Origin of the sequence: Massilia sp. TWR1-2-2, from assembly GCF_049897565.1 — a bacterium.
Classification (GTDB): Bacteria; Pseudomonadota; Gammaproteobacteria; order Burkholderiales; family Burkholderiaceae_D; genus JAFCUW01.
This window is the reverse complement of the sequence record NZ_JAFCWM010000027.1, coordinates 14,373-39,347: the sequence shown is the minus strand read 5'-3', so window position 1 is coordinate 39,347 and position 24,975 is coordinate 14,373. Positions and strand designations below refer to the sequence as shown.

The 24,975-nt window shown below is 64.1% G+C and carries 26 protein-coding genes; 11 read left to right on the top strand and 15 right to left on the bottom strand.

The genetic code is table 11. From position 1 onward, the window contains the following. The first annotated feature begins 9 nt into the window (after window positions 1-9). The gene (gene map, locus ACP7DD_RS21260) at window positions 10-663 is read left to right on the top strand and encodes a type I methionyl aminopeptidase (protein ID WP_426176826.1); all 654 of its coding nucleotides are present in this window, start codon (window positions 10-12) and stop codon (window positions 661-663) included. 24 nt (window positions 664-687) lie between these two features. Here the strand turns inward: map and ACP7DD_RS21255 are convergent, their stop codons facing one another. Next, the gene (locus tag ACP7DD_RS21255) at window positions 688-2,259 is read right to left on the bottom strand and encodes a cryptochrome/photolyase family protein (RefSeq protein WP_426176825.1); all 1,572 of its coding nucleotides are present in this window, start codon (window positions 2,257-2,259) and stop codon (window positions 688-690) included. A 94-nt stretch (window positions 2,260-2,353) separates the two neighbouring features. Between ACP7DD_RS21255 and msrA the strand changes: the two genes are divergently transcribed. From msrA to ACP7DD_RS21240, 3 genes are all read left to right on the top strand, one after another. Beyond that, window positions 2,354-2,866: a peptide-methionine (S)-S-oxide reductase MsrA gene (gene msrA / locus ACP7DD_RS21250; protein ID WP_426176824.1), complete on the top strand. Its 513-nt coding sequence runs from the start codon at window positions 2,354-2,356 to the stop codon at window positions 2,864-2,866. 644 nt (window positions 2,867-3,510) lie between these two features. Beyond that, complete coding sequence (locus ACP7DD_RS21245; protein WP_426176823.1) at window positions 3,511-3,969, top strand: fasciclin domain-containing protein; 459 nt, start codon at window positions 3,511-3,513, stop codon at window positions 3,967-3,969. Between the two features lie 92 nt (window positions 3,970-4,061). Beyond that, window positions 4,062-4,757 (top strand): SDR family NAD(P)-dependent oxidoreductase, encoded by a 696-nt coding sequence (locus ACP7DD_RS21240; protein WP_426176856.1) that lies wholly within the window; start codon window positions 4,062-4,064, stop codon window positions 4,755-4,757. 6 nt (window positions 4,758-4,763) lie between these two features. Here ACP7DD_RS21240 and ACP7DD_RS21235 read toward each other — a convergent pair whose 3' ends face one another. From ACP7DD_RS21235 to ACP7DD_RS21225, 3 genes are read right to left on the bottom strand one after another with little or no spacing between them, the layout of a single operon-like run. Beyond that, window positions 4,764-5,744 (bottom strand): NAD(P)/FAD-dependent oxidoreductase, encoded by a 981-nt coding sequence (locus ACP7DD_RS21235; protein WP_426176822.1) that lies wholly within the window; start codon window positions 5,742-5,744, stop codon window positions 4,764-4,766. A 34-nt stretch (window positions 5,745-5,778) separates the two neighbouring features. Beyond that, the gene (locus ACP7DD_RS21230; RefSeq protein ID WP_426176821.1) at window positions 5,779-6,018 is read right to left on the bottom strand and encodes a TIGR02450 family Trp-rich protein; all 240 of its coding nucleotides are present in this window, start codon (window positions 6,016-6,018) and stop codon (window positions 5,779-5,781) included. Between the two features lie 7 nt (window positions 6,019-6,025). Continuing rightward, a complete protein-coding gene (locus tag ACP7DD_RS21225; RefSeq protein WP_426176820.1) occupies window positions 6,026-7,000 on the bottom strand; it encodes a MerR family transcriptional regulator in 975 nt (324 codons plus the stop codon). 255 nt (window positions 7,001-7,255) lie between these two features. On the opposite strand from ACP7DD_RS21225, the gene ACP7DD_RS21220 reads away from it, so the two are divergent. Next, complete coding sequence (locus tag ACP7DD_RS21220; protein ID WP_426176819.1) at window positions 7,256-8,221, top strand: helix-turn-helix domain-containing protein; 966 nt, start codon at window positions 7,256-7,258, stop codon at window positions 8,219-8,221. On the opposite strand, the gene ACP7DD_RS21215 is transcribed toward ACP7DD_RS21220, so the two are convergent. The 7 genes from ACP7DD_RS21215 to ACP7DD_RS21185 all read right to left on the bottom strand — a co-directional run bounded on the left by ACP7DD_RS21215 (window position 8,208) and on the right by ACP7DD_RS21185 (window position 17,211). Next, window positions 8,208-9,509, bottom strand: coding sequence for an MFS transporter (locus tag ACP7DD_RS21215; RefSeq protein ID WP_426176818.1), 1,302 nt, complete (start codon window positions 9,507-9,509; stop codon window positions 8,208-8,210). The genes ACP7DD_RS21220 and ACP7DD_RS21215 overlap by 14 nt on opposite strands. Then, entirely contained in the window at window positions 9,493-12,030 is a 2,538-nt protein-coding gene (locus ACP7DD_RS21210; protein ID WP_426176817.1) for a family 20 glycosylhydrolase, read from the bottom strand. Before ACP7DD_RS21210 ends, ACP7DD_RS21215 begins: the two co-directional genes overlap by 17 nt. A gap of 142 nt (window positions 12,031-12,172) precedes the next feature. Beyond that, complete coding sequence (locus ACP7DD_RS21205) at window positions 12,173-14,821, bottom strand: TonB-dependent receptor (protein ID WP_426176816.1); 2,649 nt, start codon at window positions 14,819-14,821, stop codon at window positions 12,173-12,175. Window positions 14,822-15,221: 400 nt separating this feature from the next. Further along, window positions 15,222-15,530 (bottom strand): VapC toxin family PIN domain ribonuclease, encoded by a 309-nt coding sequence (locus ACP7DD_RS21200; protein WP_426176815.1) that lies wholly within the window; start codon window positions 15,528-15,530, stop codon window positions 15,222-15,224. 83 nt (window positions 15,531-15,613) lie between these two features. Next, window positions 15,614-15,865, bottom strand: a complete 252-nt coding sequence (locus tag ACP7DD_RS21195; RefSeq protein WP_426176855.1) for an AbrB/MazE/SpoVT family DNA-binding domain-containing protein — start codon at window positions 15,863-15,865, stop codon at window positions 15,614-15,616. Window positions 15,866-16,022: 157 nt separating this feature from the next. After that, window positions 16,023-16,232 carry a DUF2945 domain-containing protein gene (locus tag ACP7DD_RS21190; protein WP_426176814.1) on the bottom strand — a complete coding sequence of 70 codons (210 nt, stop codon included), beginning with the start codon at window positions 16,230-16,232 and terminating at the stop codon, window positions 16,023-16,025. 31 nt (window positions 16,233-16,263) lie between these two features. Then, the gene (locus ACP7DD_RS21185) at window positions 16,264-17,211 is read right to left on the bottom strand and encodes an ornithine cyclodeaminase family protein (RefSeq protein WP_426176813.1); all 948 of its coding nucleotides are present in this window, start codon (window positions 17,209-17,211) and stop codon (window positions 16,264-16,266) included. 92 nt (window positions 17,212-17,303) lie between these two features. Between ACP7DD_RS21185 and ACP7DD_RS21180 the strand changes: the two genes are divergently transcribed. The 3 genes from ACP7DD_RS21180 to ACP7DD_RS21170 all read left to right on the top strand — a co-directional run bounded on the left by ACP7DD_RS21180 (window position 17,304) and on the right by ACP7DD_RS21170 (window position 19,235). Beyond that, window positions 17,304-17,861: a lipocalin family protein gene (locus tag ACP7DD_RS21180; protein ID WP_426176812.1), complete on the top strand. Its 558-nt coding sequence runs from the start codon at window positions 17,304-17,306 to the stop codon at window positions 17,859-17,861. 193 nt (window positions 17,862-18,054) lie between these two features. Continuing rightward, window positions 18,055-18,513 (top strand): hypothetical protein, encoded by a 459-nt coding sequence (locus tag ACP7DD_RS21175; protein ID WP_426176811.1) that lies wholly within the window; start codon window positions 18,055-18,057, stop codon window positions 18,511-18,513. Further along, window positions 18,510-19,235: a PIN domain-containing protein gene (locus tag ACP7DD_RS21170; RefSeq protein ID WP_426176810.1), complete on the top strand. Its 726-nt coding sequence runs from the start codon at window positions 18,510-18,512 to the stop codon at window positions 19,233-19,235. Before ACP7DD_RS21175 ends, ACP7DD_RS21170 begins: the two co-directional genes overlap by 4 nt. Here the strand turns inward: ACP7DD_RS21170 and ACP7DD_RS21165 are convergent. Next, window positions 19,232-20,212, bottom strand: a complete 981-nt coding sequence (locus ACP7DD_RS21165) for a Bug family tripartite tricarboxylate transporter substrate binding protein (protein WP_426176809.1) — start codon at window positions 20,210-20,212, stop codon at window positions 19,232-19,234. The genes ACP7DD_RS21170 and ACP7DD_RS21165 overlap by 4 nt on opposite strands. Window positions 20,213-20,396: 184 nt before the next feature. Next, on the bottom strand, window positions 20,397-21,272 hold the full coding sequence (locus ACP7DD_RS21160; protein ID WP_426176808.1) for a class I SAM-dependent methyltransferase: 876 nt from the start codon (window positions 21,270-21,272) through the stop codon (window positions 20,397-20,399). Between the two features lie 364 nt (window positions 21,273-21,636). On the opposite strand from ACP7DD_RS21160, the gene ACP7DD_RS21155 reads away from it, so the two are divergent. Continuing rightward, window positions 21,637-22,008, top strand: coding sequence for a COG4315 family predicted lipoprotein (locus ACP7DD_RS21155; protein WP_426176807.1), 372 nt, complete (start codon window positions 21,637-21,639; stop codon window positions 22,006-22,008). 193 nt (window positions 22,009-22,201) lie between these two features. Here ACP7DD_RS21155 and ACP7DD_RS21150 read toward each other — a convergent pair whose 3' ends face one another. Continuing rightward, a complete protein-coding gene (locus ACP7DD_RS21150) occupies window positions 22,202-22,741 on the bottom strand; it encodes a DUF2058 domain-containing protein (protein ID WP_426176806.1) in 540 nt (179 codons plus the stop codon). A gap of 52 nt (window positions 22,742-22,793) precedes the next feature. Between ACP7DD_RS21150 and ACP7DD_RS21145 the strand changes: the two genes are divergently transcribed. Beyond that, window positions 22,794-23,684: a CAP domain-containing protein gene (locus tag ACP7DD_RS21145; RefSeq protein WP_426176805.1), complete on the top strand. Its 891-nt coding sequence runs from the start codon at window positions 22,794-22,796 to the stop codon at window positions 23,682-23,684. A gap of 5 nt (window positions 23,685-23,689) precedes the next feature. Here ACP7DD_RS21145 and ACP7DD_RS21140 read toward each other — a convergent pair whose 3' ends face one another. Then, window positions 23,690-23,926 (bottom strand): hypothetical protein, encoded by a 237-nt coding sequence (locus tag ACP7DD_RS21140; RefSeq protein ID WP_426176804.1) that lies wholly within the window; start codon window positions 23,924-23,926, stop codon window positions 23,690-23,692. Window positions 23,927-24,068: 142 nt separating this feature from the next. Here ACP7DD_RS21140 and ACP7DD_RS21135 point away from each other — a divergent pair, with 142 nt between their 5' ends. Then, complete coding sequence (locus ACP7DD_RS21135; RefSeq protein WP_426176803.1) at window positions 24,069-24,902, top strand: aldo/keto reductase; 834 nt, start codon at window positions 24,069-24,071, stop codon at window positions 24,900-24,902. Window positions 24,903-24,975: the final 73 nt, after the last annotated feature.

Sequence of the window (24,975 nt, the reverse complement as noted above, 5' to 3'; positions counted from 1 at the left end):
GTCGAACAAATGGATGGCGCCGCGCAGGGCCAATACGATTATGGTTTCGTGTTGAATTCGTCGATCAACGACGAGGTCTGCCACGGCGTACCATCGCCCACCAAAGTGCTGAAGGGCGGCGACATCGTCAACTTCGACATCACGCTGGAAAAGAACGGCTTTATCGCCGATTCGAGCAAAACGTATCTTGTCGGCGACGTCGACCTGGCCGCCAGGCGCCTGGTCCAGACCACCTACGAAGCCATGTGGAAAGGCATCCGCGCCGTGCGTGCCGGCGCCCGCATGGGCGACATCGGCGCGGCCATCGAGGGCCACGCCAAGCGCAACGGCTATTCGGTCGTGCGCGAATACTGTGGCCACGGCATCGGCCGCGAAATGCATGAAGAACCGCAGGCGCTGCATTTCGGCAAGCGTGGAACCGGTCTGCCGCTACGCGAAGGCATGGTATTCACCATCGAACCGATGCTCAATCACGGCGGGCGCAGCGTCAGAACGGAAGATGACGGCTGGACGGTGGTCACGCGCGACGGCTCGCTGTCCGCACAGTTCGAGCACACCGTTGCGGTGACCGCCAGCGGCGTGTCGGTGCTGACCTTGCGTGCGGAAGAACGCGGCATGATCGGCAGAATGAACGCGGCGGCGCCAGCCCCGCTCCAGAGGTAGCAAGCAATCCGGCGCGGGCCAGCGCTACAGCGAATCGAGATCCTGCAACAGCTCGCGCGCCCGCTCTTGGAATTGCGCAATCGCCGTTGCATCCATTTTCTCCAGCTGCCTATAGGCCATGCCGATACGCGGGTTCCGGGCCAGGGTCGCCGTATTGCGCTGATAGAAATCCCAGTACAGCGCATTAAACGGACAGGCACGCTCGCCAACGCGCGCTTTTTTATCGTAGTGACAGCCTTTGCAATAGTCGCTCATGCGGTCGATGTAGGCGGCGCTGGAGACATACGGCTTGGTGGCCAGTAGGCCGCCGTCGGCGAACTGGCTCATGCCGACGGTATTGGGCAGCTCCACCCATTCGAAAGCATCGATATATATGCCGAGATACCACTGGTGAACCTCGGCCGGATCCAGGCCGGCGAGCAGCGCAAAATTCCCGATCACCATCAGGCGCTGGATGTGATGTGCATGGGCCTGTTCGAGCGATTGCGTGATTGACCGCGACAGGCAATTCATCTTGGTTTTGCCGTCCCAGAACCAGCGCGGCAGCGGGCGCGCATGGCCAAAATAATTCTTTTCGGCGTAGCCGGGCATGTTCGCCCAATACACGCCGCGCACGTATTCGCGCCAGCCCAGTATCTGCCGGATGAAGCCTTCGACGGCGGCAAGCGGCGCATGGCCGGCGTGGTACGCCGCCTCCGCCCTGGCCACCACTTCACGCGGGTTCAGCAACTTGACGTTCAGCGCAAACGACAACAGTGAATGAAACAGCCGCCAGGCATTCGCGCTCATCGCATCCTGGAAGTCCCCAAAGTGCGGCAACGCGCCATCGATGAACGCGTCGAGTTGTTGCAGCGCCTCGTCGCGGTTAAGCGCCCATGCGAGTCGATCGGACTGCGGATTGCCGAAGCTTTTCACGCCGGCGTCGACGATCGTTTTCCATAGCGCCGAATGGTCATGCAAAGTGCGTGGATCGCGCGGCTCGGCGGGCACGCCACGCCAGGGTTTGCGGTTGTCGTGATCGTAGTTCCACTGCCCGCCGATCGGCTGCCGGGCAGATTCCATCAATACCTGGTGCTCCACGCGCATCTGGCGGTAAAAGAACTCCATCAACCATTGCTTGCGCGCGGCGAAGATATCCGCGACCTGGTTGCGCGTCGTATAAAAATGGTCGCTGTCGACCATCAGCCACGGGCCCTGCTTGCAACGGCCGTGCTGATACAGCTGTTCATCGAGGCGCCATTCATCCGGCGCCTGGTACTCGAACGCAGCAGCTTTGTGCTGCATCATCAATGCGTCGATATTGGCGGGAATCGCTTGCAGGTTGCGAGGATCATCGATGGCCAGGTAATCGACCTTGTGGCCGGCCTCGCGCAACTGCCGCGCCATGTCGCGCATCGCCGCGAAAATCGCCAGGATCTTTTGCGCGTGATGATGGACGTAATCGGTTTCCTGCCGCACTTCCATCAGCACATAGGTGATGGCGTCGTCGGTCTCGCTGAACCAGCGATGGCGCACATTGAGCTGGTCGCCCAGGATCAGCCTGATGGTATGCACTGCCGTGCGTTCTGTCGTCGTCATTGTCATTTGTGCCGTCATGCTCGCTACCTCGATTCGTCGATTGTAAAGCAGATAGGCCGGACAAGCGGTAGACTTGCCGATGGCAACGATTAACGATTGAGAAAGGTTACCAATGACAATGCAAACTGAAACCGCGATCCTGGCCGGCGGCTGCTTCTGGGGTATGGAAGACCTGGTGCGCCGCTTGCAGGGCGTACTGAAAACGCGCGTCGGCTATTCCGGCGGCGATGTGCCCAACGCCACCTACCGCAACCACGGCACCCATGCCGAGGCGCTCGAGGTCACCTTCGACCCAAGCAAGACGAGCTATCGGGCCATCCTGGAATTTTTCTTCCAGATCCACGACCCGAGCACCGAAAACCGCCAGGGCAACGATCGTGGCACCAGCTACCGCTCAGGCATCTATTATCTGAGCGATGCGCAAAAGCGCGTTGCCGAAGATACCGTCGCCGACGTCGACGCTGCTGGCCTGTGGCCTGGCAAGGCAGTCACCGAAATCGTTGCGGCCGGCCCGTTCTGGGAAGCCGAGCCGGAACACCAGGATTACCTCGAACGCAATCCGGACGGTTACACCTGCCACTTTATCCGGCAGGGATGGGTGCTGCCAAAGCGCAACCAGGCTTAGGCAGCAGGGGGCTGACCCGGTTTTTCATTCTGGGTCAGACCCCGGATTCGCCGCCCTCAACCAATCCCCGTAATTCAAGGTCTGACCCGGGGCCTCGCGATTGAGATGGCCAGTTCGAACGTGCGCGTCAACGCTGTCGCGCCCGGCAGCTCAGCCGAGTGCAGAACAAGACCCCGCCACGACCTTCGTCATCATCGATGATTTCGATATTGACAACTGTGGGCTGAACCGTGAGAGCATCACCACCCGCCGCAAGCGCGAAGCGGCCGACGCGGCATGACATTAACGCAGGTTCAGCCAGTTGTAACTGCTGTTAGCAGGGGAAGGAAGCCGACACTTCCGTGATGTCGAGCTCGCCGGCCGCTTGGGCGCAGTCACGTCGGCGCGCACCTCGGGCGTCGGCGTCGATGCTTGCTGCGCCTGTTCGAACGTGAGGCATTGAACCTGGCCCCAAACAACGATGAACCTATGTTGAACCGCTATTAGCGATATCTCAATTGAATCCTGTTGGACAATACCGAGCGCGGTGGATAATATCATCCTCATTCGGTTCACTAGCGGTTCAACAGGCTTACTTGATACCGCGCCTCGTGACAACCGTCCGAAACCTCGCATGTGCGTCGGTTCAACTACAGGAGCTCACAATGAAGAAATTTCTTATCGCAGCAGCAATGACAATGGCGTTTGGCTCGGCAAGTGCAGCCGACATCGTCGATACCGCAAAATCGGCCGGCACCTTCAACACGCTGGTAACGGCAGTCGAGGCAGCTGGCCTGGTCGACACGCTGAAGGGCCCAGGTCCATTTACCGTGTTCGCGCCGACCGACGCAGCCTTCGCCAAGATCCCAAAGGCCAAATTGGCCGCCTTGCTGAAAGACAAGGCCGCACTGACCAAAGTGCTGACCTACCACGTCGTATCTGGCAAAGTCATGGCAGCCGACGTCAAGCCAGGCATGGTTGCGACGGTCGAAGGCAGCTCCGTCACTGTCAAGGCCAAGGGCGGCAAAGTGATGGTCGACAAAGCGCACGTCACCAAGACCGACATCGCCGCTGACAATGGCGTGATCCACGTCATCGACACCGTGCTGATGCCGAAGATGTAAGGCGCCTGCGCCTGCGCAGACCACGCAACGCCAACGTCGCCGTTGGCGTTTTTTCGTTCCAACCGAACACGCACACGGAACAGACCATCATGATGGACAGCCTGCCCGACCAGTTTCACGCATTGGTAATAGGAGCATCCGGCACGATTGGCACGGCCTTCGTCGACCTGCTGCGACAATCGCCACGCTGCGCCTCGGTGCAGGGTCTGCACCGGCACTCGTCCCCTCGCCTCGATTTCGACGACGACGGCAGCGTCGCAAAGGCGGCGAAAACACTGGCGGCCGGCCCGCGCTATCACCTGATCATCAACGCCGCCGGCATCCTGCATACCGATGCATTCATGCCGGAGAAGCGGCTCGCCGACCTCAATCCCATGCAGATGCGCGCGACCTTCGAGGCAAACACCTTCGGCCCGGCGCTGCTGCTGCGTCATTTCGCGCCGCTGCTCGACGGCGAACGCGCCATCATGGCCATGCTGTCGGCAAAAGTAGGCAGCATCGGCGACAATCGGCTGGGCGGCTGGTACAGCTACCGCGCATCGAAGGCGGCGCTCAATATGCTGGTCAGGACGGCGGCCATCGAAGTGGCGCGCGACCGGAAGAACAGCGTGCTGGTCGCGCTGCATCCTGGCACCGTCAACTCGCGCCTGTCACGGCCGTTTCGCGGCGAGACCATCGGGCGCCCGGCGCACGACGCCGCCGGCGACATGCTGCGCGTGCTCGATGCGCTGACGCCCGCCGACAGCGGCTCGTTCAGATCGTACAACGGCGCCGAACTGCCCTGGTAGGGCGGCCTAGCCCGCGGCGATGCGCTGCGCCAGTGCGCGCCCGCTCAGCCACGCAGCTTCCACGGTGCCGCCATTGAGCCAGTCGCCGCACAGACCCAGCCCTTGCGCGGCTTCCCAGATACAGACTTCGCGGCGTGGCCTTGGCGTGCTGGCGTAGCGCCAGCGGTGCGCGCTCCAGCGTTGCGGCGCCGGCGGGCCCAGTTCGGCGAACGCCGGCAGCAGCAGCGCGGCGACGCTGCCGGCGTCGAGCTCGAGATGCGCCTCGCTCCACGCGGCGCTGGCGTGCAGCAGCCAGCATTCGGCGCCGCCGCGGCCAGGCTTGCCGCTGTCGCGCGCGACCCAGCGCAGCGGACCGCGGTTGATGAAGGCGGCGTCGAAGTCCAGGGTCAGCGGCGCCGCGTACTGCAGCATCATCGACCAGCAGCCTTCCATTGGCGTCGCGGCGGCCAGCACCGCCTGCTCCGGCGCGATGTCGCGCAGCAGCGGCGCGGCCTGCGGCGCCGGCACCGCCAGCACCACCGCGTCATAGTTGCGATCGAGCGCTCCGGCGCCCGTTGTGTGCAGGCGCCAGCCGGCGTCTTCACGCCGCACCGCGCTGATCTCCATGCTGGTGTACAGAGCCAGGTTCGATGCAAGCCATGCCGCCGGCGCAGTCATGCGCGGCGCGCCGACAAAGCGCTCGGTGGCGCCGCTGATGCCACTGCTGGTGCCGTCGGCGTCGAAGCGGCGCATGCGCGGATGCCACTGCGCCGCCACGCCGGCCCGCTCCCAGTGCGCCACTTCAGCGCGGAACGCCGCGTCGCGCGCGGTGAAGTACTGCGCGCCATGGTCGCACTGCCAGTCATCGCCGCGCCGGGTGCTCATGCGCCCGGCGGGGCCGCGGCTCTTGTCGAATACGCTCACGCGAATTCCCCCCTGCTGCAACGAGGCGGCGCACGACAAGCCGGCAATGCCGGCGCCGATTACGGCGACGTGGGGAGAAGTCATACTGCGTTTTCCTGTTGTGTTGATATCGCGCCGCTCAGCGCCAGCCCTGCAGCCATTGCGCCGGGTCGCGCAGTTCGCGCCAGCGCAAGGTCAAGCAGCGCCCTGTCAGCACCGCCTCCAGCATGACCGCATCGACGTGCGTGCCGGGCGCTTCCGGCGCGATCAAGGCGGTGACGATGAAGTGCTTTTCCTTGTTGAGCGGAACGGCCGCGGTCCATTTACTGCGCAGCAGCCTGGCCGCCTGCAGCCGGTGCGGTTGTCCGTCCGCGCTCATGGCGCCCTCACATCCCGGCCGGCAAAGGCAGGCCCTCGGCGCGCGCCAGCCGTTCGAGCGCCGATTCGATCAGCACGCGGGCGGCGCCGGCGGCATGGTTGAGCTGTTCGTGCAGCAGCGCGTCGTCAGCGTTGCGCGATGCGCATTGCTGGCTGTAGCGCTCAAAACTGCCCAGCATCAGCAGGATTTCGGTGAGATGGCGCGGGCATTCGCATTCGACGCTGTTCTTGGCGGTAGACAGCAGCGCCAGCGCCTGCTCGTCGAAGCGCGGCGGCGGCGGCGCGCCGAGTTGCGTGCGCACGGCCTGCAGTGGCGCCGACGGCGACGGCAAGGCAGCCAGCGCCGCCTGGCACAGCAGCACGATTTCGGCGACATCGGTGGGCGCGCGCGCCACCAGGCAGCCGTGGGCCCGCAGCTGCCGGATGGTCGCGCTGGCGCAAAAACGGTACAGCACAACGGCGGCCACGCCGAGCTGTTCGCGCAACGCGGCAATGGCCGGCACCACGCTGTCGTCCAGTTCCGATATTTCGATCAGCAGCACTTCGGCGCCGATGCCCGACAATGCCGGCAGCGCGCTGTGAATCTCGCGGCAGTGGCCGACGATGTCGAGCGCGAGCATGTCGCGCCCGCCGCCGGCCAGCCGCGCGGCCAGCGCCGGCCCTACCAGCGCCACCCGCAGCGGCATCGACTGCGCACGCGGCGCCGGCACCACCGCCAGGGCGCCCAACTGCTCGACCGTCAACTGCGCCAGCGCGCCGATCGGATGGCCCTGGTCGACCAGCTGTTTCATCAGCCGCAGCCGGCGCACCTGCGCATCGGAATACAGACGCTGCCCGTGGGCGCTGCGGCCGGTGTCGGAGATGCCATAGCGGCGCTCCCACACCCGCAGCGTTTCCACTGGCAATCCGGCCAGCCTGGCGGCGACGCCGCTGCGGTATTGCGCCAACTGGCCATCAGGGGCCTCGGGAGTGTGTTGAATCATGCTGTTGAACCGAATTTGAACCGTGGAATCACGATTATAGACCAGGCAACCACGCGCACAATACCCCATCGAGACGAATCTCGGTTCATTCCCAGTTCAATCGGAGTCTCGACCTTACCGCCGCATCAGGTCGCTCACGCATTGAAGCCATCCTCATCGTTGCTGGTTTCCAACAATGTCTTCTGGCCTGAGTTATTTCACCAATGCAGTTTAATTGCGCCATAATTGCCTGAACTTCTATACGGACTGTTTTCGATGCGGCATTCGCTTTCACCAGACATTGACGGCACGGCCGTCGCCGCCGCGGCCAAGCAGCCGGTGAAAGCGACTTCCCGCGTCTCGCGCCTGTGCGAGGTGATGGACCTGATGCTCGACTCGGTGGGCGACCCGCTTGCCCTTGAAAGCCTGGCCGCATCGGCCAGCTACTCGTCGTTCCACTTCGACCGCATCTTCCGCGAGCTGACCGGGTTTTCCGCCGTCGACTACCAGCGCAAACGGCGCCTGCGGCGCGCCGCGCACCTGCTGCGCCATGAGCCCGATGTGGCGGTCGTGCGCATCGCCCAGGATTGCGGCTTCCCGTCGAACGCGGCGTTCGCCAAGGCATTCAAGCAGCAGTTCGCGATGTCGGCCAAGGCCTGGCGCGACGGCGGCTGGCGCGCCTACATGGACCAGCAGGTCGGGCGCGAGAGCGACGTCAGTTTTTTCGTCGCCGAGCCGGACAAGCTTGACGTCATCCTGGCGCCGTACATCGCGCCCGAACCGGGCAGCATCGCCCGGCGCATCGCGGTGCGCTCGCTGCCGGCGGTGACGTTGCGCTACCAGCGCTTCTTCGGCCAGTCCGGCGCCGCGCTGTCGATCGCCTGCAATGGTTTTATCGGCGACCGCGAGAGCATCGACGGCGCCCCCTGCGGCACGCCGTTCTACGGAGTGTTCGACGAAGACCCGGGCTTTACCGGCGAGCGCGAATACTGCTACGACTTCGGCGTGACCGGCGTCGAGGTGGCCGACCCGAACCTGGGCATGCGGGTGCTGCCGGCCGGCGACTATGCCACCCTCGACTTCCACGCCGAGTGGCCGCGCTTTCGCTCGATGTACGAGGACTGGCTCGACAAGCAGACCGTCTGGCGCCTCGACAGCACGCGCCCGCACATCCAGGCCGTGCAGCGCGACGCCGCCGGCCAGTGGCAAGGCTGGCTGGCGCTGCCGGTCAAGCGGCGTTAGGTTCGGCCTCGAGGCGCATGAAGCGCGACAGCAACAGCACCGGCACCGCCGCGGCGATCACCCACAGGAAAAAATGCTGGTAGCCGAGCGCTTGCTGGATGTCGCCGCTGACAACCTTGAACAGCACAAAGCCGAGCTGCATGAAGCCGGTGCCGAGCGCATAGTGCGCCGTCTGATAGCGCCCGCTGGCGACGACCTGCATGATGAACAAAATCACGCCGACGAAGCCGAACCCGTAACCGAACATCTCGACGCCGAGCGCCAGCGCGATGACGCCCAGCGATGACGGCTGCGCCACGCTCAGATAATAGAACACCAGGTTCGGCAGGTTCATCGCCAGGATCAGCCACGGCATCGCGCGGCGCAGGCTGAGCGCGGAAGTGAAGTAGCCGCCGCCGATGCTGCCGGCCAAAAAAGCGATGGTGCCGGCGGTGCCGTACACGGCGCCCACCTCGGCGGTCGACAGGCCCAGGCCGCCGACGTCCCTGGCGTCGCGCAGGAACAGCGGCCCGATCGTCTGGATCTGCCCTTCGGCCGCGCGAAACAGGATGATGAACAGGATCGCCACCCAGATGCCGGGCTTGGCGAAAAACGTCCGCATCACGTCAGCCAGCGTGGCGGCCACGCCGCGCGCTGTGCTGATGCTGCTGGCGCGCTCGCCGGTGGCCGGCAATGCCCACAGGTGGTAAAGCCCCAGCGCGGCCAGCGCCGCGCCCAACAGGCCGAAGATCACCGACCACGCCGGCGCCACGCCGATGCGCATTTCCAGGTAGCCGGCGAGGATCACCAGGCCGCCGAGCGAGATGAATTTGGCGGCGTTGAAGAACGCCCCCTGCCAGCCGGCGTAGGCAGCCTGCTGGCGCGCCGTCAGGCTGGCGATGTACAAGCCGTCGGCGGCGATGTCGTGGGTGGCCGAGGCCAGCGCCACGACGGCGAAAAACGCGATGCCGACGGCGAACCAGGCCGGCAGTTGCAGCGCCAGCGCGACGCCGGCGAGCGCGGCGCCGCCGACCATCTGGAATGCCACCACGACGCGCTTCTTGCTGCGCGCCAGTTCGAGGAAGGGACTCCACAGCGCCTTGAACACCCACGCCAGGCCGAGCAAGCCGGTCCAGCGCGCGATCTGCTCGTTCGGCACGCCCATGCTCTTGAACATCAAGCCGGCGACCAGCGCGACGGCGTAGAACGGCAGGCCCTGCGCCAGGTACAAGGTCGGCACCCACGCCAGCGGATGGCGTGCGGCCGGCAGCGATACGGCGGCGGCGGGCGGGTTAGTCGTCAAGGTCATCGGCGGCGGCCTCCGAGGTTAGGGTGACGGTGCGGCTCTTGCGGCCGCGCGTATCGAAGGTGGCGATGCGAAAGGCGCCGCCGGCGGCGGCGTGCGGCACCGGCTGCTCGTAGCGCATGCTGCGCGCGGTCGGCTCGCTGCCGTCCACAGTGTAATGCAGCGCCAACCCGGGCAGGGCGACATTGGCGGCGAATGCGGCGTCGGCGATGACGGCGCCGGGCGCCGGCAGCCGGTAGCCGTAGGCCAGCGGCGCGGCGTCTAACCGCGCCAGGTCGCGCTGGCCAAGGCGGTTGGCGAATTCGTTCCACTCCCGTTCGACCTGCTGCGCGCGCCGGCGCGGATCGTCGATCGATTCCCATCCCGGGTCGCTTGCCCAGGCGCGTTCGGCCAGCGCGATCAGCCGCGGCGCGGCCAGGTACTCGATGCGCTCGGCCGAACGGGTGTTCTCGCCCCACAGCTGTCCCTGGATGCCGGCGATGTGCGACCTGCCGGCCGCATCGAGCCGCGTCATGCCGGCCAGCGTCTGCGCCGACACCGCCTTGCCCATCGGCTCGGTGCGCGCGGTGGCGCCGACATCGAGCGGACAGAAGGTGAAGGCGTCGCGCGCGCTGACGAAGCCGGCCCAGTAGTAGCCCGGTTCCTCCGGATCCTTGGCGCTGGCGAGGTCGAAATACAGGTTCGCGCAATTGGACAGCACCACGTCGTAGCCGGCGTTGGCCAGCCGGTAGGCGCAATCCTCCTGGCCCCAGCCCCAGGCGTTGTTCCAGGCATAGGCGTGAAAACCGATGGCGGCAAAGCGCGGATTGGGCAGCAGGCGTTCGTGCCCGTCCACCCGCCGGTGCTCCAGCGCCGTCTCTTCCCAGCCGGCGAACAACAGGCCATGACGCGCGAGGATGTCGCGGCAGCGGCCGACGAAATCGGCGCGCAGGCTGTCGATGCTGGTCCAGCCTCGTTCGGCCATCAGCGCGCGGCAGCGCGGCGAGCCAAGCCAGGCGCCGGCCGGCACTTCATCGCCGCCCATGTGGATCATGCGCAGCGGCGTGCCGGCCGCGCGGAACAGCGCAACCAGTTCGGCGACGACCGTGTCGACGAAACGGTCGACCGACGGCAGCGCGAGGCAGATGACGTTGTCGTGCCACAGCTGGACCGACTCGTAGCGCGACTCGTCGGCGGCGTCGTCAAGGAGGAAGCGCTCGGCGCCATCGATGTCGCCGAGCGCGCGCAGGCGGTCATGGCGCGCGCGCATTGCCACCACGGCGGCGCGGGCGTGGCCCGGCAGGTTAAATTCCGGGATCACTTCGATGTGGCGCTCATGCGCATGGCGCAAAATGGTGATGAAGTCGGCGGCGCTGTAGTGGCCCGTGCCGGACGAGCGCTCGACGTTTGCGCCCGAGCCGAACGACGGCGGCAGGCAGGCGCGCCCGTCGGCGGCGATGCCGCGCCGGGCGCCGATGTCGGTCAGCTCCGGCAGCGCGGCGACGGCAAAGCGCCAGCCTTCGTCATCGGTCAGGTGAAAGTGAAAGCGATTGAGCTTGTACAGCGCCATGCAGTCGAGCAGCCGCATGACGGTCTCCTTGCTGGCGAAATGGCGGGCGACGTCGAGCATCATGCCGCGGTAGCCAAAGCGCGGCGCGTCGGCCACTCGGCCTTCCGGCAACGCGCCGCTGCCGTCGGCCAGCAGCTGGCGCAGGCTCTGGATGCCGTTGAACACGCCGTGCGAGCCGGCGCCGCGAATGCAGATGGCGCTGGCGGCGATATCGAGCTGGTAAGCCTCGCTGGGCGGCGAGGCTGCGCCGCGCGCGACGTCGACCGCACCGATATCCAGGACGATGTGGGCGACGCCGCCGGCGCCCTGCTCCGGCAGCTGGTCGAGCATGGCGCGCAGCAGCGCGGCCTCGCTCGCCAGGCCGTCGGAGAAAACGATCGAGGTGCGGCGCGTCAGCGTGCATGCTTCAGTGCTGAATTCGGCGCGCACCGGCCGCGGCGTGATGCGCCCAACCAGCTCGGGCGCGAGCAAGCGCGCCGACAGGTTCTCGCGATAGCGGCCGGCGGCGTCGGCCACCGGCTCGCGGTCGTGCACGCCGCGGTGGAGCTGTTCCGCCCTCGCGAACGGCACAATGGACGGGTCGCCCAGGTCGACCGCGCGCCCGCCGGCGGGCACCAGGTAAAAGCCGAGCGGCGCATCGGTGACGCTGATGGCCCAGAACTGCGCCTGGTAATCGATGACGGCGGTGGCGCCGGCCGGCCAGGCCAGACCGGCGTCGGTGGGCGTGAGGCGAAACAGGTCGCCGTTGATATGGTCGATGACGTAGCCGCCGGCGACGCTGCCGCCGATGGCCTTGCGGCAGGTGTTGAAATAGATGGCCCAGCCGGGCGAAATCGGTTCTGCTGCGCGGTTGTGCAACGTGAGGCGGGCGGAAAACGCGTTTTCGCCCGCCATGTTCGAGACGCATTCCCATCTGACGGCGATCGGCGCGGCGATGGCCTGCGATGCTGCGTCAGGTCGATCTGTAATCGGCATAGTGTTCCTTCCGGCCTGCCCGGAGTATCGATTCTGGCGGCGCGCCTGCAAAAAAATGGGCAAGGCCGCATTCAGCCTTGCCCCAAGCACTACTGGAATTCATGACGGAGCGCGCGGCATGCCGTGCCGCGCGCAGACGGCCCTACAACTTGGCGCGCAGGCCGAGGTAGAAGGTGCGTCCGTTCGAGTAGAGCGCGCGCGGCCGGTCCTTGTTCTCGGCGTACATCTTGATCGTCTCGTTGGTCAGGTTGAGCGCATCGAACGTCAAGGTCAGCTGCTCGGTCACCTTGAAGTTGAGCGATGCGGCCAGCGACGGCATGGCATCGACGTGCTGGCTGGCGCCACGGTCCACGCCGGCCTTGTAGGCCGAGCGGTAGTTGTAGGCCAGCCGCGCCGAAAAGCGCTCGTTCTCGAAGTAACCGGTCAGGTTGTAGGTGTTTCTCGAAGAGTTCAGCAGTTCGCCGCCATCATCGAGCTTGCCGTCGGCGTAGGTGTAGTTCGCCAGCACGCCGAAGTTGGTCGCTATCGGCTGCTGGTAGCTCAGCTCCACGCCCTTGTTCTTGCCGCTGGTGTTGTACGGCGACGTGATCTGGTAGACCGTCTGCACGCCGCGCTTGTTGTTGTAGTAGGTGCCGGTCGACGTGCCCTGCGCGACGATCGAGTTCAGATCCATGTAGAACAGGCCGGCCGACAGCAGCGCCTTCGGTGCGAAGTACCATTCGGCCGACAGGTCGAAGTTGGTCGAGCGGACCGGATCGAGGTTGACGTTGCCGCCGCTGCCGCTCAAGGCATCGTCGTTGAGCGAGACCGAGCCGCCCAGCGCGCTGTAGTCGGGACGCGAGATCGTCTTGGCCAGCGCGGTGCGCACCACCAGGTCGGGACGCACGTCGAACTTCAGGTTCGCGCTTGGCAGGTAGTCGCGGTAAGTGCGTTCGAACGTGGTCGGCGTGTAGGCGCCGAAGGCCGAACCGGTAATCGGCGCCGGCCCGCCGGCCAGGTTGACGACCGTGGTCTGGCGCGTCTGGATGGCGCGCACGCCGACGTTGCCGCGCCAGCCGTCGCCGGAAAAATCGGCCATGCCGTAGACGGCCGAGGTCTTTTCCTTGACCTTGAATTCGTCGGTCCAGTTGTGGCGCACGGTGAAGTCGAGCAGGCGGTTGCCTGGCACCGCGCCCCATGCACCAAGCGCCGCGCCGTCATACTTGAAGTAGTTCGACGACAGGCCGCCGCCCAGGTTGGAGGCGAAGTCGGACGGGTACATCTGGCCGCTCCAGGCCGGACCGGGATTGCTGAAGCCGACCGGTCCCGGACGCGTTTCGAGCGGGTGCTCCGCGGTGCGTTGGTGATCGGTGAAGCGCGCGCCGAACTTGATCGACTCGACCATCGAATCGCGCATGCGCCAGGCGCCGTCGATCTGACCGTACTTCTCCTTGTCGACCGATTGTGCTTCGCCGCCGCCGGCCCACGCCGTCGATCCCGGCGTCGTTGTGGTGCCGCCCGGGTAGTTCACCGAGGCGGGCGACATGCCGTTGAGCGCATACGTCATGCCGCCGTTGACGTTGTTCTGGTAGTAGACGTCATCGCGGTCGTAGCCGATGCCGTAGGTCTTGCCGATCTTGCCGGTGAAGGTCAGCTCGGAGGTAGCGCGGAACTTGCCGTTCAGGTCCAGGTACCACGATTCGCCACCGGCGCCGGGACGATAAATGTTATCGACTTCGCCCGAATTGACCGGGAACGAGGCAGACACCAGTGTGTTGTTACGCACCACGGCGTTGGCTGGAATCTGGTTGGCGCCGTTGATCGAATTGGCCGGTGCGGCCAGCCAGTTGGTGTTCTGGTGCGGCGCCTCGAGCTTCGAGTAGAAGCCATTGAGGTCGATGCCGAGGTCTGGCGACAGGCGCGCTTCGAGGTCGAAGGCGCCGCCGGTGCGCTTCTTGGTCTGTTCGAACAGGCTGGCGCCGATAAAGCTCGGTACGGCGACGCCGGCCAGCGCCGGATTGGCCTTGGCCGCTGCGCTGGTGGCGCTGATCTGCGCGTAGCCGAGGATTTCCTGGCCATCGCGCCGCACCGACGCTTTTTCGGAGAACGCCTGGAACAGCGCGCCGGCGGTATTGGCCGGGTTCTTCCACGCGAAAAGCGCCGACAGTTGCGGTTCGGTCTTCTTCGACAGGTCGTTGTAATTGGCCTGCACCGAGCCTTCGACGGTGAGCGACTTGCGCAGGTCGAGCGGACGGCGCGTGATCACGTTGATGGCGCCGGAGACGCCCCCTTCGACCAGGTCGGCGGTCGCGCTTTTCTGCACCACGACCGAGCCGACCAGCTCGGACGGCAGCAGCGAAAAACTGCTGGAGCGGCCGACGCTGCCGCCGAATTGATTGAGGACGAACCAGTCGCCGGTACTGATGGCGTGGCCGTTGAACAGGGTTTGCTGCAGGCTCGGGCTGGTGCCGCGCAGGCTGACGCGGTCGTTCTCGCCGAAGCCGCCTTCGCCGCCGGCGGACGATTGTGTGTTCACGCCAGGCAGGCGCTGGATCGCGTCGGCCACGTTCTTGTCGGGCATCTTGCCGATGTCTTCGGCCGTGACCACGTCGACCACCGCATCGGCATCGCGCTTCTGGCGCAGCGACTGTTCGAGCGCGGCGCGCACGCCGGTGACGACCACCGCCTGCATCGGTTCGGCTGGCGCGCCGGCGCTCTGCTGCGCCTGGGCCTGCCCTCCCATCATCAACACTGCTACTGCGGCCGCGATCGCGGTGCGGGTGTACTGTTGCCGTGCCATCATCTCGTTCATTGCTCCCCCAAAACTGTTGTGGTAGCCGGTGCCGCCAGCGAGGCGCGGTGCCGACCGATTCGATTTGTTATGCATTCCAGTCTTGATCCGGCGGACGCTCAGGCGTCTCTCTCCATAGGCTTGAACGGATTGTGTCCGCAACGTGACACGCATGTTTGTCAAATCTTGCTAAGGCGCGAAGCTGTGTCATATTTTCGACAACGCGCCGAGATGCATGCGTGGCGGGCCGGCTGGCGTGCGTTGCCCGGCAAAGTTTAAGGAAACGAGTACATTTCGTTGCGAGCACTGTGCGACCGCGCTGCAAGCGCGGCAGCTCATCGAAGGTTGGGGCTGTAGACTGAACTGCGTTTGGTGACCAGAACATCGGATCCTGGATTGCAGGGCACTCAGATCTGCTCGCTTATAGCAGGCGTGCGGTGTGACCGCGGGAGGAAAGTAATGCAACGGCCTTTTTATCAAATGAGACGAACGTTTCGCCCCCTAGCCCTTTTCCTTCATGGGCGATAACGCCATCGGCAAAATCTCCGCCAGCATCAAGCATCGTTAAGCCGGCTTCGACGGCGGGCCGATTAAGTTCGACGTTTGCGGCCGCTAGCAGAGCTCGAATAGCCAACGCTGCATCGGCAGCCTGGAAGGCATACACCTTGCGCAATACCCATACGAATTGACAAAGGCACGGGATAGCAACTGCGATCAAAGTTGAATCCATCAGGACTCTGGCTGCGATTGCCCCCTGCATGGGATCGTCCTGCACGACAGCACGGACCAAGACGTTTGTGTCTGCGGTTACCTTCAAGATTTACCCGCCCACCCTTCCGCTGACGTCTCGTTGATCTCTTCTAAGGTAGCAATTTTATCTGTCCTTCCGGAAAGCAATCCTACAAACTCGCCGATCGTGCCACCTGGCTGAACGGCTTTGAGGAGCCCCCTTGCATCTGGCAGCAAGTCGAGTTCGATCTTGTCGCCGGGTTTAATGCCCAAATGCTGCAACACGTCTTTTCTAAGGGTCAGTTGCCCGCGGGCTGACACCGTCAGTATTGCCATCATCGCCTCCATCGCCATCGATTGAGTTAAGAGTAGTTCAATGTCACGGCGCGTTCAACAGAAACGCGTTCCCCGCAAGTAGGGAGTGAACTATGTTCGACATAAGATCGATTCCGATCAGGCGACTGGAAAACCAGTCATCCTCACATGCGATCGGCTACACCTTGGTCAGCGCCGTCGCCTTGTGCGCCGCTTCGGCGCCGGTCTTGTCGCTGACGACCGAGTACTCCGGATTGTCAGGCGACGCGGCGACGTGATGTCCCTTGATCGTCACCGGCGCAGTCAGCTTTTTCTTGATCGTGCCCTGCACCGTGCCTTGCGGCGAATGCCATTGCACTTTGTCGCCAACGTTGAAAGCGTCTTTCATGATGGGCTTCCTCGTATGTGGACTGGCGCGCCTACCGATTCTGGCCCGGCACCAAAGTTTCATACACCAGCATCGCCGCGGCGAGGTCTTCGAGTGCGGTGCCGACCGACTTGAAGACGGTGCGCACCTCGCTGCCTTGCCGGCCGCACGACTCGCCCCGGCACAGCGATTCGAGCGTGCCGGCGACGTCGTCGGCCCCAAATACGCCGCGCGACATCGGCCCCAGCAAGTCGCCTGATTTTTGCAGCGCCTCGACCGTGTCGACATACAAACGGCTGCCTGCAAAGCAGTCGTCGTCCGCTTCGCGCATCTGCGGCGTGAAGCCGCCGATCAGGTCGAGGTGGCTGCCGGCGGCAAGCCACTCGCCGCGAATGATCGGCTCGGTCGCCAGCGTCGCGCACGACACCACGTCCGCCTGGCGGACCGCCAGCTCAAGATCGGCGTTCGCGGCGACGGCGCATCCCGCCAGGTCCAGCTCGCCGGCCATGCGACGCGCGGCCTCATGGTTACGGCTCCAGATCGTGATGTCCTCGATCGGCAGCACGGCGCGGTAAGCGTGCGCCAGCAGGCTGGCAACGCGCCCCGACCCGACTACCAGCAGGCGGCGCGCATCGGGCCGCGCCAGGTAGCGTGCCGCCAGCGCGGACGCGGCCGCAGTGCGGCGCGACGTGATCTCGTTGCCGTCCATCTGCGCCAGCGGCTCGCCGGTAGCGGCGCTGTACAGGGTGTAGGTGGAAAACAGCCCCGGCAGCCCGCGCGCGGCGTTGCCCGGAAAAATATTGACGGTCTTGATGCCCATGTACTTGCCATGCCACGCCGGCATGATGAGTACCGTGCCGCCGTCGCCGCTGCCGTCGCTGACCTTGTGCACATGGCGCGGCGGCACCTCGCAGCCGCTGACGAAGAATAGTTCGATCGCGTCGATCAGGGTATCGAACGGCAGCGCCTGCCGCGTACTGGCACTATCAAATATTTTCATTGGTCATTTGCAAACTTGCTATGGGTTGGACGTGTGCGCCGAAGGAGGCGAACAGGCTACTATAGCGAAATTAATAATGTGAAGGAACCCGCATGAAAACACGCGTGATCGCGTCCCTGTTGATGGCGTTGAGTTTGAACGCTGGCGCCGCCGATGCGCCAAACGCCGCCGTTGCCAGGCCGCTCGCCACCATCGCTTCACTCGATGTGCCGCGCTACATGGGGACCTGGTACGAAATCGCCAAGTTCCCGAATCGCTTCCAGCGAAAGTGCACCGGCTTCACCAAGGCCACCTATACGACGCTGGCCGACGGCACACTCCAAGTGGTCAACCGCTGCCGCACCGACAAGGGCGAAACCGACGAAGCGATCGGATCCGCGCGCCAGGTTGGCGGGCCGATCTCGCCGAAGCTGAAGGTGCGCTTCGCGCCGGCGTTCCTGTCGTTCCTGCCGATGGTGTGGGGCGATTACTGGGTGGTCGACCTCGATGCAGGCTACCAGCTGGCCGCCGTCAGCGAGGGGAAGCGCGAATACCTGTGGATCCTCTCGCGCACGCCGAAGGTCGACAAGGCAAGTTACGATGCTCTGGTGGCGCGCCTGGCCGCCCAGGGACTGGACGTGAGCAAACTGGAAGTGACCAAGCAGGAATAGCACCGACGCACATCGGCGCCTAGGTCTTCTGTTGTCCCTCTTTATAATTGCCTTCAAGGTACTACACAAGCAACCAGGATCGCTCGACTGTTGCGAGCGATTGTATCAAGTTGTCAAAACGGCGCTACTATGTTGGTAGCGCGCTTGCTCACGCACCGGCAGTTTCGGATTAATTATTTGGTCGGGAGGTACTATGAGTTTGCAACCCGATATCGCGGTTTACTCTCCAGATCAGAAGTTGGTATTGGTGGTGGAGATTAAGGGCACACCAAAGTCAGACGATGGCTGGGCCGCGAAGCTTCGGCGTAATCTCGTCGCCCACGGCGCAGTTCCTGCCGCGCCCTACTTTCTGCTGGTTGTAACTGACCGGATTTATTTGTGGAAGGACGTTTTTTCCGACGAGGCAGTGCTCCCATCTTACTCGGAAGACACGCGAACAGTCCTGCATAAATATCTGCCGAAATCTAAAGAATTGGACCGACGCGCCTCTGTCAGTGAAAGCGGCCTAGAACTCGCCGTGCGTTCTTGGCTGGGAGAATTGACAGCGAAGGGCGGGAGTGTTGACCTCGGTGATTCGGTAGATTGGCTGCGCGGATCTGGACTTTACGAGAATATCAGGACAGGGGAAATCAGGGACGAGTGCCAAGCGTGATTACTTACGTCGAATCCAACTTCGTTCTGGAACTGGCATTTCGACAAGAGGACAGCGCGAGTTGCGAAGAACTGCTAGCGCTAGCTGAATCGCGCCAGATTGAATTGCTAATCCCGGCGTACTGTCTAGGCGAACCATTCGAGCGCCTTGTTCGCCGAGACAGGCAGCGACGGGAAGTGTATCGCAAACTGTCAGACGAGTTACGCGAACTCGCGCGCTCCGCGCCGTATGCAGAAGCAGCAGCGAATCTCGCTAACTTGACCGGATTGCTCGTAGAGTCGGGAGAACACGAAATGAATCGATTCAACGGAGTTATTGGCCGATTGCTCGATATCGCTACGATAATTCCGCTGGATCGCGATGTCTTTCGAAGTGGACTGCTGGCGCGACGAACCTTAGGGTTGAGCCCGCAAGACGCGATTGTGTATGCTTCAGTACACTCCCGAGTTGCACAGCAACAAACCAGTCCTCAGTGCTTCATCAATAAGAATTCGCGAGATTTCCTGGTGCCTGAAATTATTGAGGATTTCGAGGCGCGTAATTGCAAACTGATAGGGAAATTTTCCGACGGCCTGACCTATGTGAGAAGCACACTTGCTCCGGAGTCGAACCAGGCGCATAAGAGTCGCACGGATCAATCGGAGTTCCTTTTTTGGTCCGAGCTGCTTCAAAAAAAACGCCACCCGAGGGTGGCGTTCTTGTTTCCCAACCGCGTTGTTTAGTCGACGGTGGCGCCGCTCGACTTGACGACCTTGCCCCACTTGATCGATTCGACCTGGACGAACTTGCCGAAGTTTTCAGGCGTATCGCCAACAAACTCGGAACCGGTCTCGGCGCGGATCTTCTCGAATTCAGGACTCTTCATGAACTTGACGGTCTCGGCGTTGATCTTGGCGATCACGTCCTTTGGCGTCTTCGCTGGCGCGAACAGGCCGTACCATGCGTACGATTCGAGCGTTGGCTGGCCCAGTTCCGCAAAGGTCGGTACGTCCGGCAGCAGTGGCGAGCGCTTGGCGCCGGTCACCGCGATCGGCACGACCTTGCCGCTCTTAATGTGCGGCATGATCGCGATGGTGCTGTCGAACATGATTGGAATGTGACCGCCCAGCAGGTCGGCAATCGCCGGCGCCGAACCCTTGTACGGCACGTGGACCATGTCGAGCTTCAAGACGCTGTTGAACAGTTCGCCGGTCAGGTGCTGCGGCGTGCCGCTGCCCGACGAACCGAACGAGAACTTGCCCTGCTTCGACTGAATGTGGGCGATGAGCTCCTTCAGGTTCTTGGCCGGCACCGACGGATTTGCCACCAGCACCAACGGCACGCGCAGCAAGTTGCTGATCGGCGCCAGATCCTTGAGCGGATCGAACGTCATGTTTTTGTACAGACTAGGATTGATGACGATCGGCGCGCTCGACGTCACCAGCAAGGTCTGGCCGTCCGGCTTGGCGCGGGCGACCGCGGCCGAGCCGATATTGCCGCCGCCGCCGGCGCGATTATCGATGACAAACGTCTGGCCCAGCGACCCCGTCAGGCTCTTGGCAAACGGACGCGCCGCGATGTCCGACGGGCCACCTGGCGGCCACGGCACGACCACCGTTACTGTCCCGGTAGGCCAGGCTTGCGCGAAAGCGCTAACGGACACCACCGATGCTGCGAACGCGCACAGGAGCGATTTGCCTTTGCCAGAAAGAAGTTGCATATTTACATCCTTTTGTTGATTGTCGACCGGCGGGCGGTGGACAGAGTTAATTGGCGTGACTTCACGTCCCCCGTGCAAAATACACCAGTTTTCCATTCGGCACACCAACTACGCATACGCGCGCGGCGGCCGCGCGGCGAAACTGCCCCCACGGCCGCCAACTCGACTGGCCATTCCGCCGTTTTCAGTCGCTGCGTTTGGTGATCACCACCTCCAGGTATTCGGCCGGCACCACCAGCGCCGCCGACCCCGCCGTATTGCAGCGATCCAGCAAGGCAATGATGTCCTGCTCGAGCGCCTGGCCGCCATCGGTACCGGCGGCGACCGCGGCGAAGGCCTTGAACACCGGCCCGTAGTAATCGCGGAACACCTGTAGCATGTGCGCCGCCGACGCATAGCGGAAATTGAAGATTTTTCGTTCCACGCGAAAGCGGTCGGCGGCATCGCCGAACAGCTGGCGCAGATAATCGTCGGTGCCCCACAGCGCGGGCGACTTCAGGCCGGCGGACGGTGGCACATGCTTGCCGATGGTCTTGAAAAGCTGGCCGACGAAACCGTCGGGCGTCCAGTTGGCCATGCCGATGCGTCCACCGGGGCGCACCACGCGCAGCATTTCCGCTGCCGCGCGCTGATGGTCAGGGGTGAACATCACGCCAAAGGTCGACAGTGCAACGTCGAAGCTGCCATCGGGGAACGGCAATGCCTCGGCATCGGCTTCGCGAAAATCGATCTGCAGCCCTTCGGCCGCAGCGCGGGCGCGGCCCTTTTCGAGCAGCGCCGGCACGTAGTCGGTCGACGTCACTTGCGCGAACCGGTGCGCCGCGGCAAGCGTGGCATTGCCGTTGCCGGCGGCGATATCGATGACGCGCTCGCTGGCGCGGATGTCGGCCGCCTCGGCCAGCGACTCGCCGACAATTTGCAAGGTGACGCCGATGATGGCGAAGTCGCCGCTGGCCCAGGTGGCCTGCTGGCGTTGTTTGATGGCGGCAAAATCGGGCGCGCCGACGTCGCGCGACTGTTGCCCGGAAGGTGTAGGTGTGGACCGACTTGGCTCGCTCATGACGCTCTCCTCGAAGCAGCATCCGGCCGATCCAAACGGAACCATCCGGCCGGATTCAAATGTATTTGATCGTCTCGTTCGCCGCCAGTTCCACTCAGCCCTCATGTCTTGCTGAACAACAACTGCACAAGTTTCCGCCACGCCGGTCCTGGCCGGTGAGCACATAGTCGAGCGCGATGGCGTTCTGCAGTGTCAGCGAACGCGCTTCCAGGTTCATGAGTTGCCCCTGCTGCGCGCCACTGGACGGGCTGACTTATGTACGACCGGCCAAGGAAACGGCAGTTCGGCCTTTCGCTTGCGCTAGAATGACCTCGCAGTTCGAAAAAAACCGGTCCTCGCACTTGATCATTCACAGGAGACTTCCATGAAATCAGTCAGCGTTGGTACTGCAGTCCTGTTTGCCCTGTTCACCCATTCCGCCGTGGCCGCCGGCGCCCCTGTCAAGAAGGCCGGTGGAGTACTGGTCGATACGCGGGGCATGACGGTGTACACCTACGACAACGACGCCGCCAACGGCGGCAAGAGCACCTGCACCGGCGGGTGCGCGCAGAACTGGCCGCCGGTCCAGGCCGGCGACGCCAAGCTGGCGGCGCCGTATTCGACCATCACGCGCGACGACGGCAGCAAGCAGCTCGCCTACAAGGGCAAGCCGCTGTACACCTTCGTGAAGGACAAGAAAGCCGGCGACAAGGCGGGCGACAAGATGAAGGACGTGTGGCACGTCGTCACCGAGTGAGCGGCGCCGCCTCGGCGTAAATGCGCGCAGGAATCGCGACGCTAACGCGGCCGCGGACATGTATCAACGTCATTTTCGCGCAGGCGAGGGATCCAGGCCGAGCAAGCGGCAGTGGTGCTGCACGCTCAGTATGGATAAGCGCGAGCCACGCCACGTTTTGGGTGGCGTTCTTGTTTGCGGGGTTACGACGGGCTTACCACATCAGGTCGTCTGGAATCTGGAACGCCGCATACGGATCGTCGGCTTCCGGCTCGGTCGTCGCCTTCTTGTTCACCCGCACCACCAGCGAAGCGTCGCGCTCGGCGATCTTGTCGGCAATCACCCTCGGCACCAGTTCGGTCACGCCGCCAAGGCAAACGATGACCAGGCGTCCTGCCATCAAGTGGCCCTGCACCGCGGCCGACACGTAAATGCGTTCGATCTTGCTGCCGTGGGTGAAGTTGTAGGCAATGTCGCCATTGCCCTTGCTCTGGCGATTTTTCTGTACCATCTGCGCGATTTGCGCGACGATCGCTTTCTGCGTGGCGGCCGCGTCGCGCTGGGCGTTCAGGTCGCGCGCCCGCTCGGCATTCTTGCGCTGCGTCTCGGCGGCGGCCAGCCGCACTTCGTCGACACTCTCGGTGCCGGTGCGCCGCTCGACCTTTTTCTGCTTGCTCTTGTCGTGATTGGCCTGTTTGACCTTGTTCTTGTCGACCAGGCCGGCCTTCAAAAGCTGCTCTTGCAAAGAGACCATATGTACTGCTCCGTAAATTGTCCGCCGGCGGAAATACGCTAGCATAGCAAACATGTCGCCTTTGACCACATCGACGCTTTGCAAGGCCACCAAGCTCGCAGGCATTGGCGCTGTTGCCGCCATGCTTGCTCCGGCGGCCGTCCACGCGCAGCAGCGCGACCCACTGGTGGCCCTGATCAACGCGTACCGCTCGGCGCCCGGAAGCTGCGACGGCCGCCGCGCCAGTCCCGCGCCGCCGCTGGCGCCGCAGCCCGCATTGTCTCGCGCAAAGGTCACTCCCGGCGCCTTCCTCGACCAGGTGCTGGCGCGCGCCGGCTACCCGGTGGCGCGGGCGGAGGCGATCGCCATTTCCGGCGCCGCCGACGCACGCGAAGCCATGGCCATCATCGAGCAAAGATATTGCCGCACCTTGCTGCGCGAGGATTTCTCCGCAATCGGCGCCAGCCGCGACGGCGACAGCTGGCTGGTCGTGCTGGCGCAGCCGGCGCCGCCCTCGCCCATCCTTCTGCTTGGCGACACGCGCGATGTCGGCAGGTCGATTCTGCGCGAAGTGAACGAGGCGCGAGCGGCCGGGCAAAACTGCGGCGATGCGCAATTTGCCGCCGCACCGGCGCTCGCGTGGAACAGCGCTCTGGGCGATGCGGCGCTGTCGCACAGCCTCGACATGGCGAGCCAGCATTTCTTCCAGCACAAGGGCAAGGATGGCCGCCTGGTGGGCGATCGCGCCAGCGAGGCCGGCTACCGATGGCGCCGCGTCGGCGAGAACATCGCGGCGGGCCAGGAGTCGGGCAAGGACGCCGTGGCCGGCTGGCTCTGGAGCCCCGGCCACTGCGCCAACATCATGAACCCGGCATTTACCGAAATGGGCGCCGCGTATGCCGTCGACACGTCGCGCGACACCCCGCGGGTCTACTGGACCCAGGTGTTCGGCGCGCCGCGCTGAAGGCGCTAGCGGCGGGCGACGCCGCCATGACGGGCGCACAGGCGCGCCTGGCGCCGGACGCCATCGCGGCAGCGCACCAGTTTCGGCCGCGCCCTGGCGGCGGGCTGGGCGCGCTGCTGTTCCCGCACGTCGCGCTTGGCGGCGTCCGGATTGTTCGGCCGCGCGCTGCCGGAATCGAAGTAGACCTGGGCGTGGGCGCTGCTGCCAAGCAGCAGTGCAAGCATAAAGATCAGTTTTTTCATTTTTTCCGCCTGCCTGTTGTTGAGGAACCATTGTCGCATGGTCGGGCCGCAACTCATCTTTCCCCTGACCGGCCCTGCTGTGCGGCCATTTCAGACGGTAGAATCAGGCGAAACCTGCATTCAGGGCGACCAGGAGAACCATATGCGCACTACCAATTTGCCATCCGGCCAGGCTGTGCCGGTGCTCGGCCAGGGCACCTGGGGAATGGGCGATTCGCCCGACAGCCGCGCCAGCGAGATCGAGGCGCTGCGCTACGGCATCGACGCCGGCATGAGCGTCATCGACACCGCCGAGATGTATGGCGATGGCACGACCGAAGAGCTGGTTGGCCAGGCGATCGAGGGCCGCCGCAGCGAGGTTTTTTTGGTCAGTAAGGTATTGCCGCAAAATGCCACCCGTGCGGGCACCATCGCCGCGTGCGAGCGGAGTCTGCGTCGCCTGCAAACTGATCACGTCGACCTGTACCTGCTGCACTGGCGTGGCCAGGTGCCGCTGGCGGAGACGCTCGAAGCGTTCGATACGCTGGTGCGCACCGGAAAAATCCGCTCGTGGGGCGTCAGCAACTTCGACACGGCCGACATGACCGAGCTGGTCGGCAAGCACGGCGGACCGGCGGTACAGACCAACCAGGTGCTGTACAACCTGGCGCGGCGCGGCATCGAATACGATCTGTTGCCCTGGTGCGAGCAGCGCCAAGTTCCGGTGATGGCCTATTCGCCGCTCGAACAGTCCCGTTTGCTGGACGACGCGGAGTTGCGCCGCATCGCCGACGCCTATTCCGCCGCGCCGGCGCAGATTGCGCTGGCGTGGGCCGTGCGCCACGATGGCGTCATTGCCGTGCCCAAGGCAGGCACGGTCGACCACGTTCGGCAGAACCTGATGGCGCTCGACATCGCGCTGTCCGCCGGCGACCTGGCCGCCCTGGACCGCGCGTTTCCGCCGCCGACGTCCAAGCGTCCGCTGGAAATGATCTGACGCGCCGCTTGGCTCTTGCACAAATCCATTGCGAACCGATTGACGAACGGCCCATCTAAAAATGACCGACGTA

What these genes read in the sequence shown, in the direction of transcription:
- ACP7DD_RS21135 (WP_426176803.1), top strand. Translation starts at nt 24,069, where the DNA reads ATGCGCACTACCAATTTGCCATCCGGCCAGGCTGTGCCGGTGCTCGGC.
- ACP7DD_RS21165 (WP_426176809.1), bottom strand. Translation starts at nt 20,212, where the DNA reads ATGCAACTTCTTTCTGGCAAAGGCAAATCGCTCCTGTGCGCGTTCGCA.
- ACP7DD_RS21205 (WP_426176816.1), bottom strand. Translation starts at nt 14,821, where the DNA reads ATGAACGAGATGATGGCACGGCAACAGTACACCCGCACCGCGATCGCG.
- ACP7DD_RS21225 (WP_426176820.1), bottom strand. Translation starts at nt 7,000, where the DNA reads ATGATTCAACACACTCCCGAGGCCCCTGATGGCCAGTTGGCGCAATAC.
- ACP7DD_RS21190 (WP_426176814.1), bottom strand. Translation starts at nt 16,232, where the DNA reads ATGAAAGACGCTTTCAACGTTGGCGACAAAGTGCAATGGCATTCGCCG.
- ACP7DD_RS21155 (WP_426176807.1), top strand. Translation starts at nt 21,637, where the DNA reads ATGAAATCAGTCAGCGTTGGTACTGCAGTCCTGTTTGCCCTGTTCACC.
- ACP7DD_RS21230 (WP_426176821.1), bottom strand. Translation starts at nt 6,018, where the DNA reads ATGAGCGCGGACGGACAACCGCACCGGCTGCAGGCGGCCAGGCTGCTG.
- ACP7DD_RS21150 (WP_426176806.1), bottom strand. Translation starts at nt 22,741, where the DNA reads ATGGTCTCTTTGCAAGAGCAGCTTTTGAAGGCCGGCCTGGTCGACAAG.
- ACP7DD_RS21200 (WP_426176815.1), bottom strand. Translation starts at nt 15,530, where the DNA reads ATGGATTCAACTTTGATCGCAGTTGCTATCCCGTGCCTTTGTCAATTC.
- ACP7DD_RS21145 (WP_426176805.1), top strand. Translation starts at nt 22,794, where the DNA reads ATGTCGCCTTTGACCACATCGACGCTTTGCAAGGCCACCAAGCTCGCA.
- ACP7DD_RS21175 (WP_426176811.1), top strand. Translation starts at nt 18,055, where the DNA reads ATGAGTTTGCAACCCGATATCGCGGTTTACTCTCCAGATCAGAAGTTG.
- ACP7DD_RS21220 (WP_426176819.1), top strand. Translation starts at nt 7,256, where the DNA reads ATGCGGCATTCGCTTTCACCAGACATTGACGGCACGGCCGTCGCCGCC.
- ACP7DD_RS21140 (WP_426176804.1), bottom strand. Translation starts at nt 23,926, where the DNA reads ATGAAAAAACTGATCTTTATGCTTGCACTGCTGCTTGGCAGCAGCGCC.
- map (WP_426176826.1), top strand. Translation starts at nt 10, where the DNA reads ATGGATGGCGCCGCGCAGGGCCAATACGATTATGGTTTCGTGTTGAAT.
- ACP7DD_RS21235 (WP_426176822.1), bottom strand. Translation starts at nt 5,744, where the DNA reads ATGACTTCTCCCCACGTCGCCGTAATCGGCGCCGGCATTGCCGGCTTG.
- ACP7DD_RS21215 (WP_426176818.1), bottom strand. Translation starts at nt 9,509, where the DNA reads ATGACCTTGACGACTAACCCGCCCGCCGCCGCCGTATCGCTGCCGGCC.
- ACP7DD_RS21195 (WP_426176855.1), bottom strand. Translation starts at nt 15,865, where the DNA reads ATGGCAATACTGACGGTGTCAGCCCGCGGGCAACTGACCCTTAGAAAA.
- ACP7DD_RS21245 (WP_426176823.1), top strand. Translation starts at nt 3,511, where the DNA reads ATGAAGAAATTTCTTATCGCAGCAGCAATGACAATGGCGTTTGGCTCG.
- ACP7DD_RS21185 (WP_426176813.1), bottom strand. Translation starts at nt 17,211, where the DNA reads ATGAAAATATTTGATAGTGCCAGTACGCGGCAGGCGCTGCCGTTCGAT.
- ACP7DD_RS21180 (WP_426176812.1), top strand. Translation starts at nt 17,304, where the DNA reads ATGAAAACACGCGTGATCGCGTCCCTGTTGATGGCGTTGAGTTTGAAC.
- ACP7DD_RS21160 (WP_426176808.1), bottom strand. Translation starts at nt 21,272, where the DNA reads ATGAGCGAGCCAAGTCGGTCCACACCTACACCTTCCGGGCAACAGTCG.
- ACP7DD_RS21240 (WP_426176856.1), top strand. Translation starts at nt 4,062, where the DNA reads ATGGACAGCCTGCCCGACCAGTTTCACGCATTGGTAATAGGAGCATCC.
- msrA (WP_426176824.1), top strand. Translation starts at nt 2,354, where the DNA reads ATGACAATGCAAACTGAAACCGCGATCCTGGCCGGCGGCTGCTTCTGG.
- ACP7DD_RS21210 (WP_426176817.1), bottom strand. Translation starts at nt 12,030, where the DNA reads ATGCCGATTACAGATCGACCTGACGCAGCATCGCAGGCCATCGCCGCG.
- ACP7DD_RS21255 (WP_426176825.1), bottom strand. Translation starts at nt 2,259, where the DNA reads ATGACGGCACAAATGACAATGACGACGACAGAACGCACGGCAGTGCAT.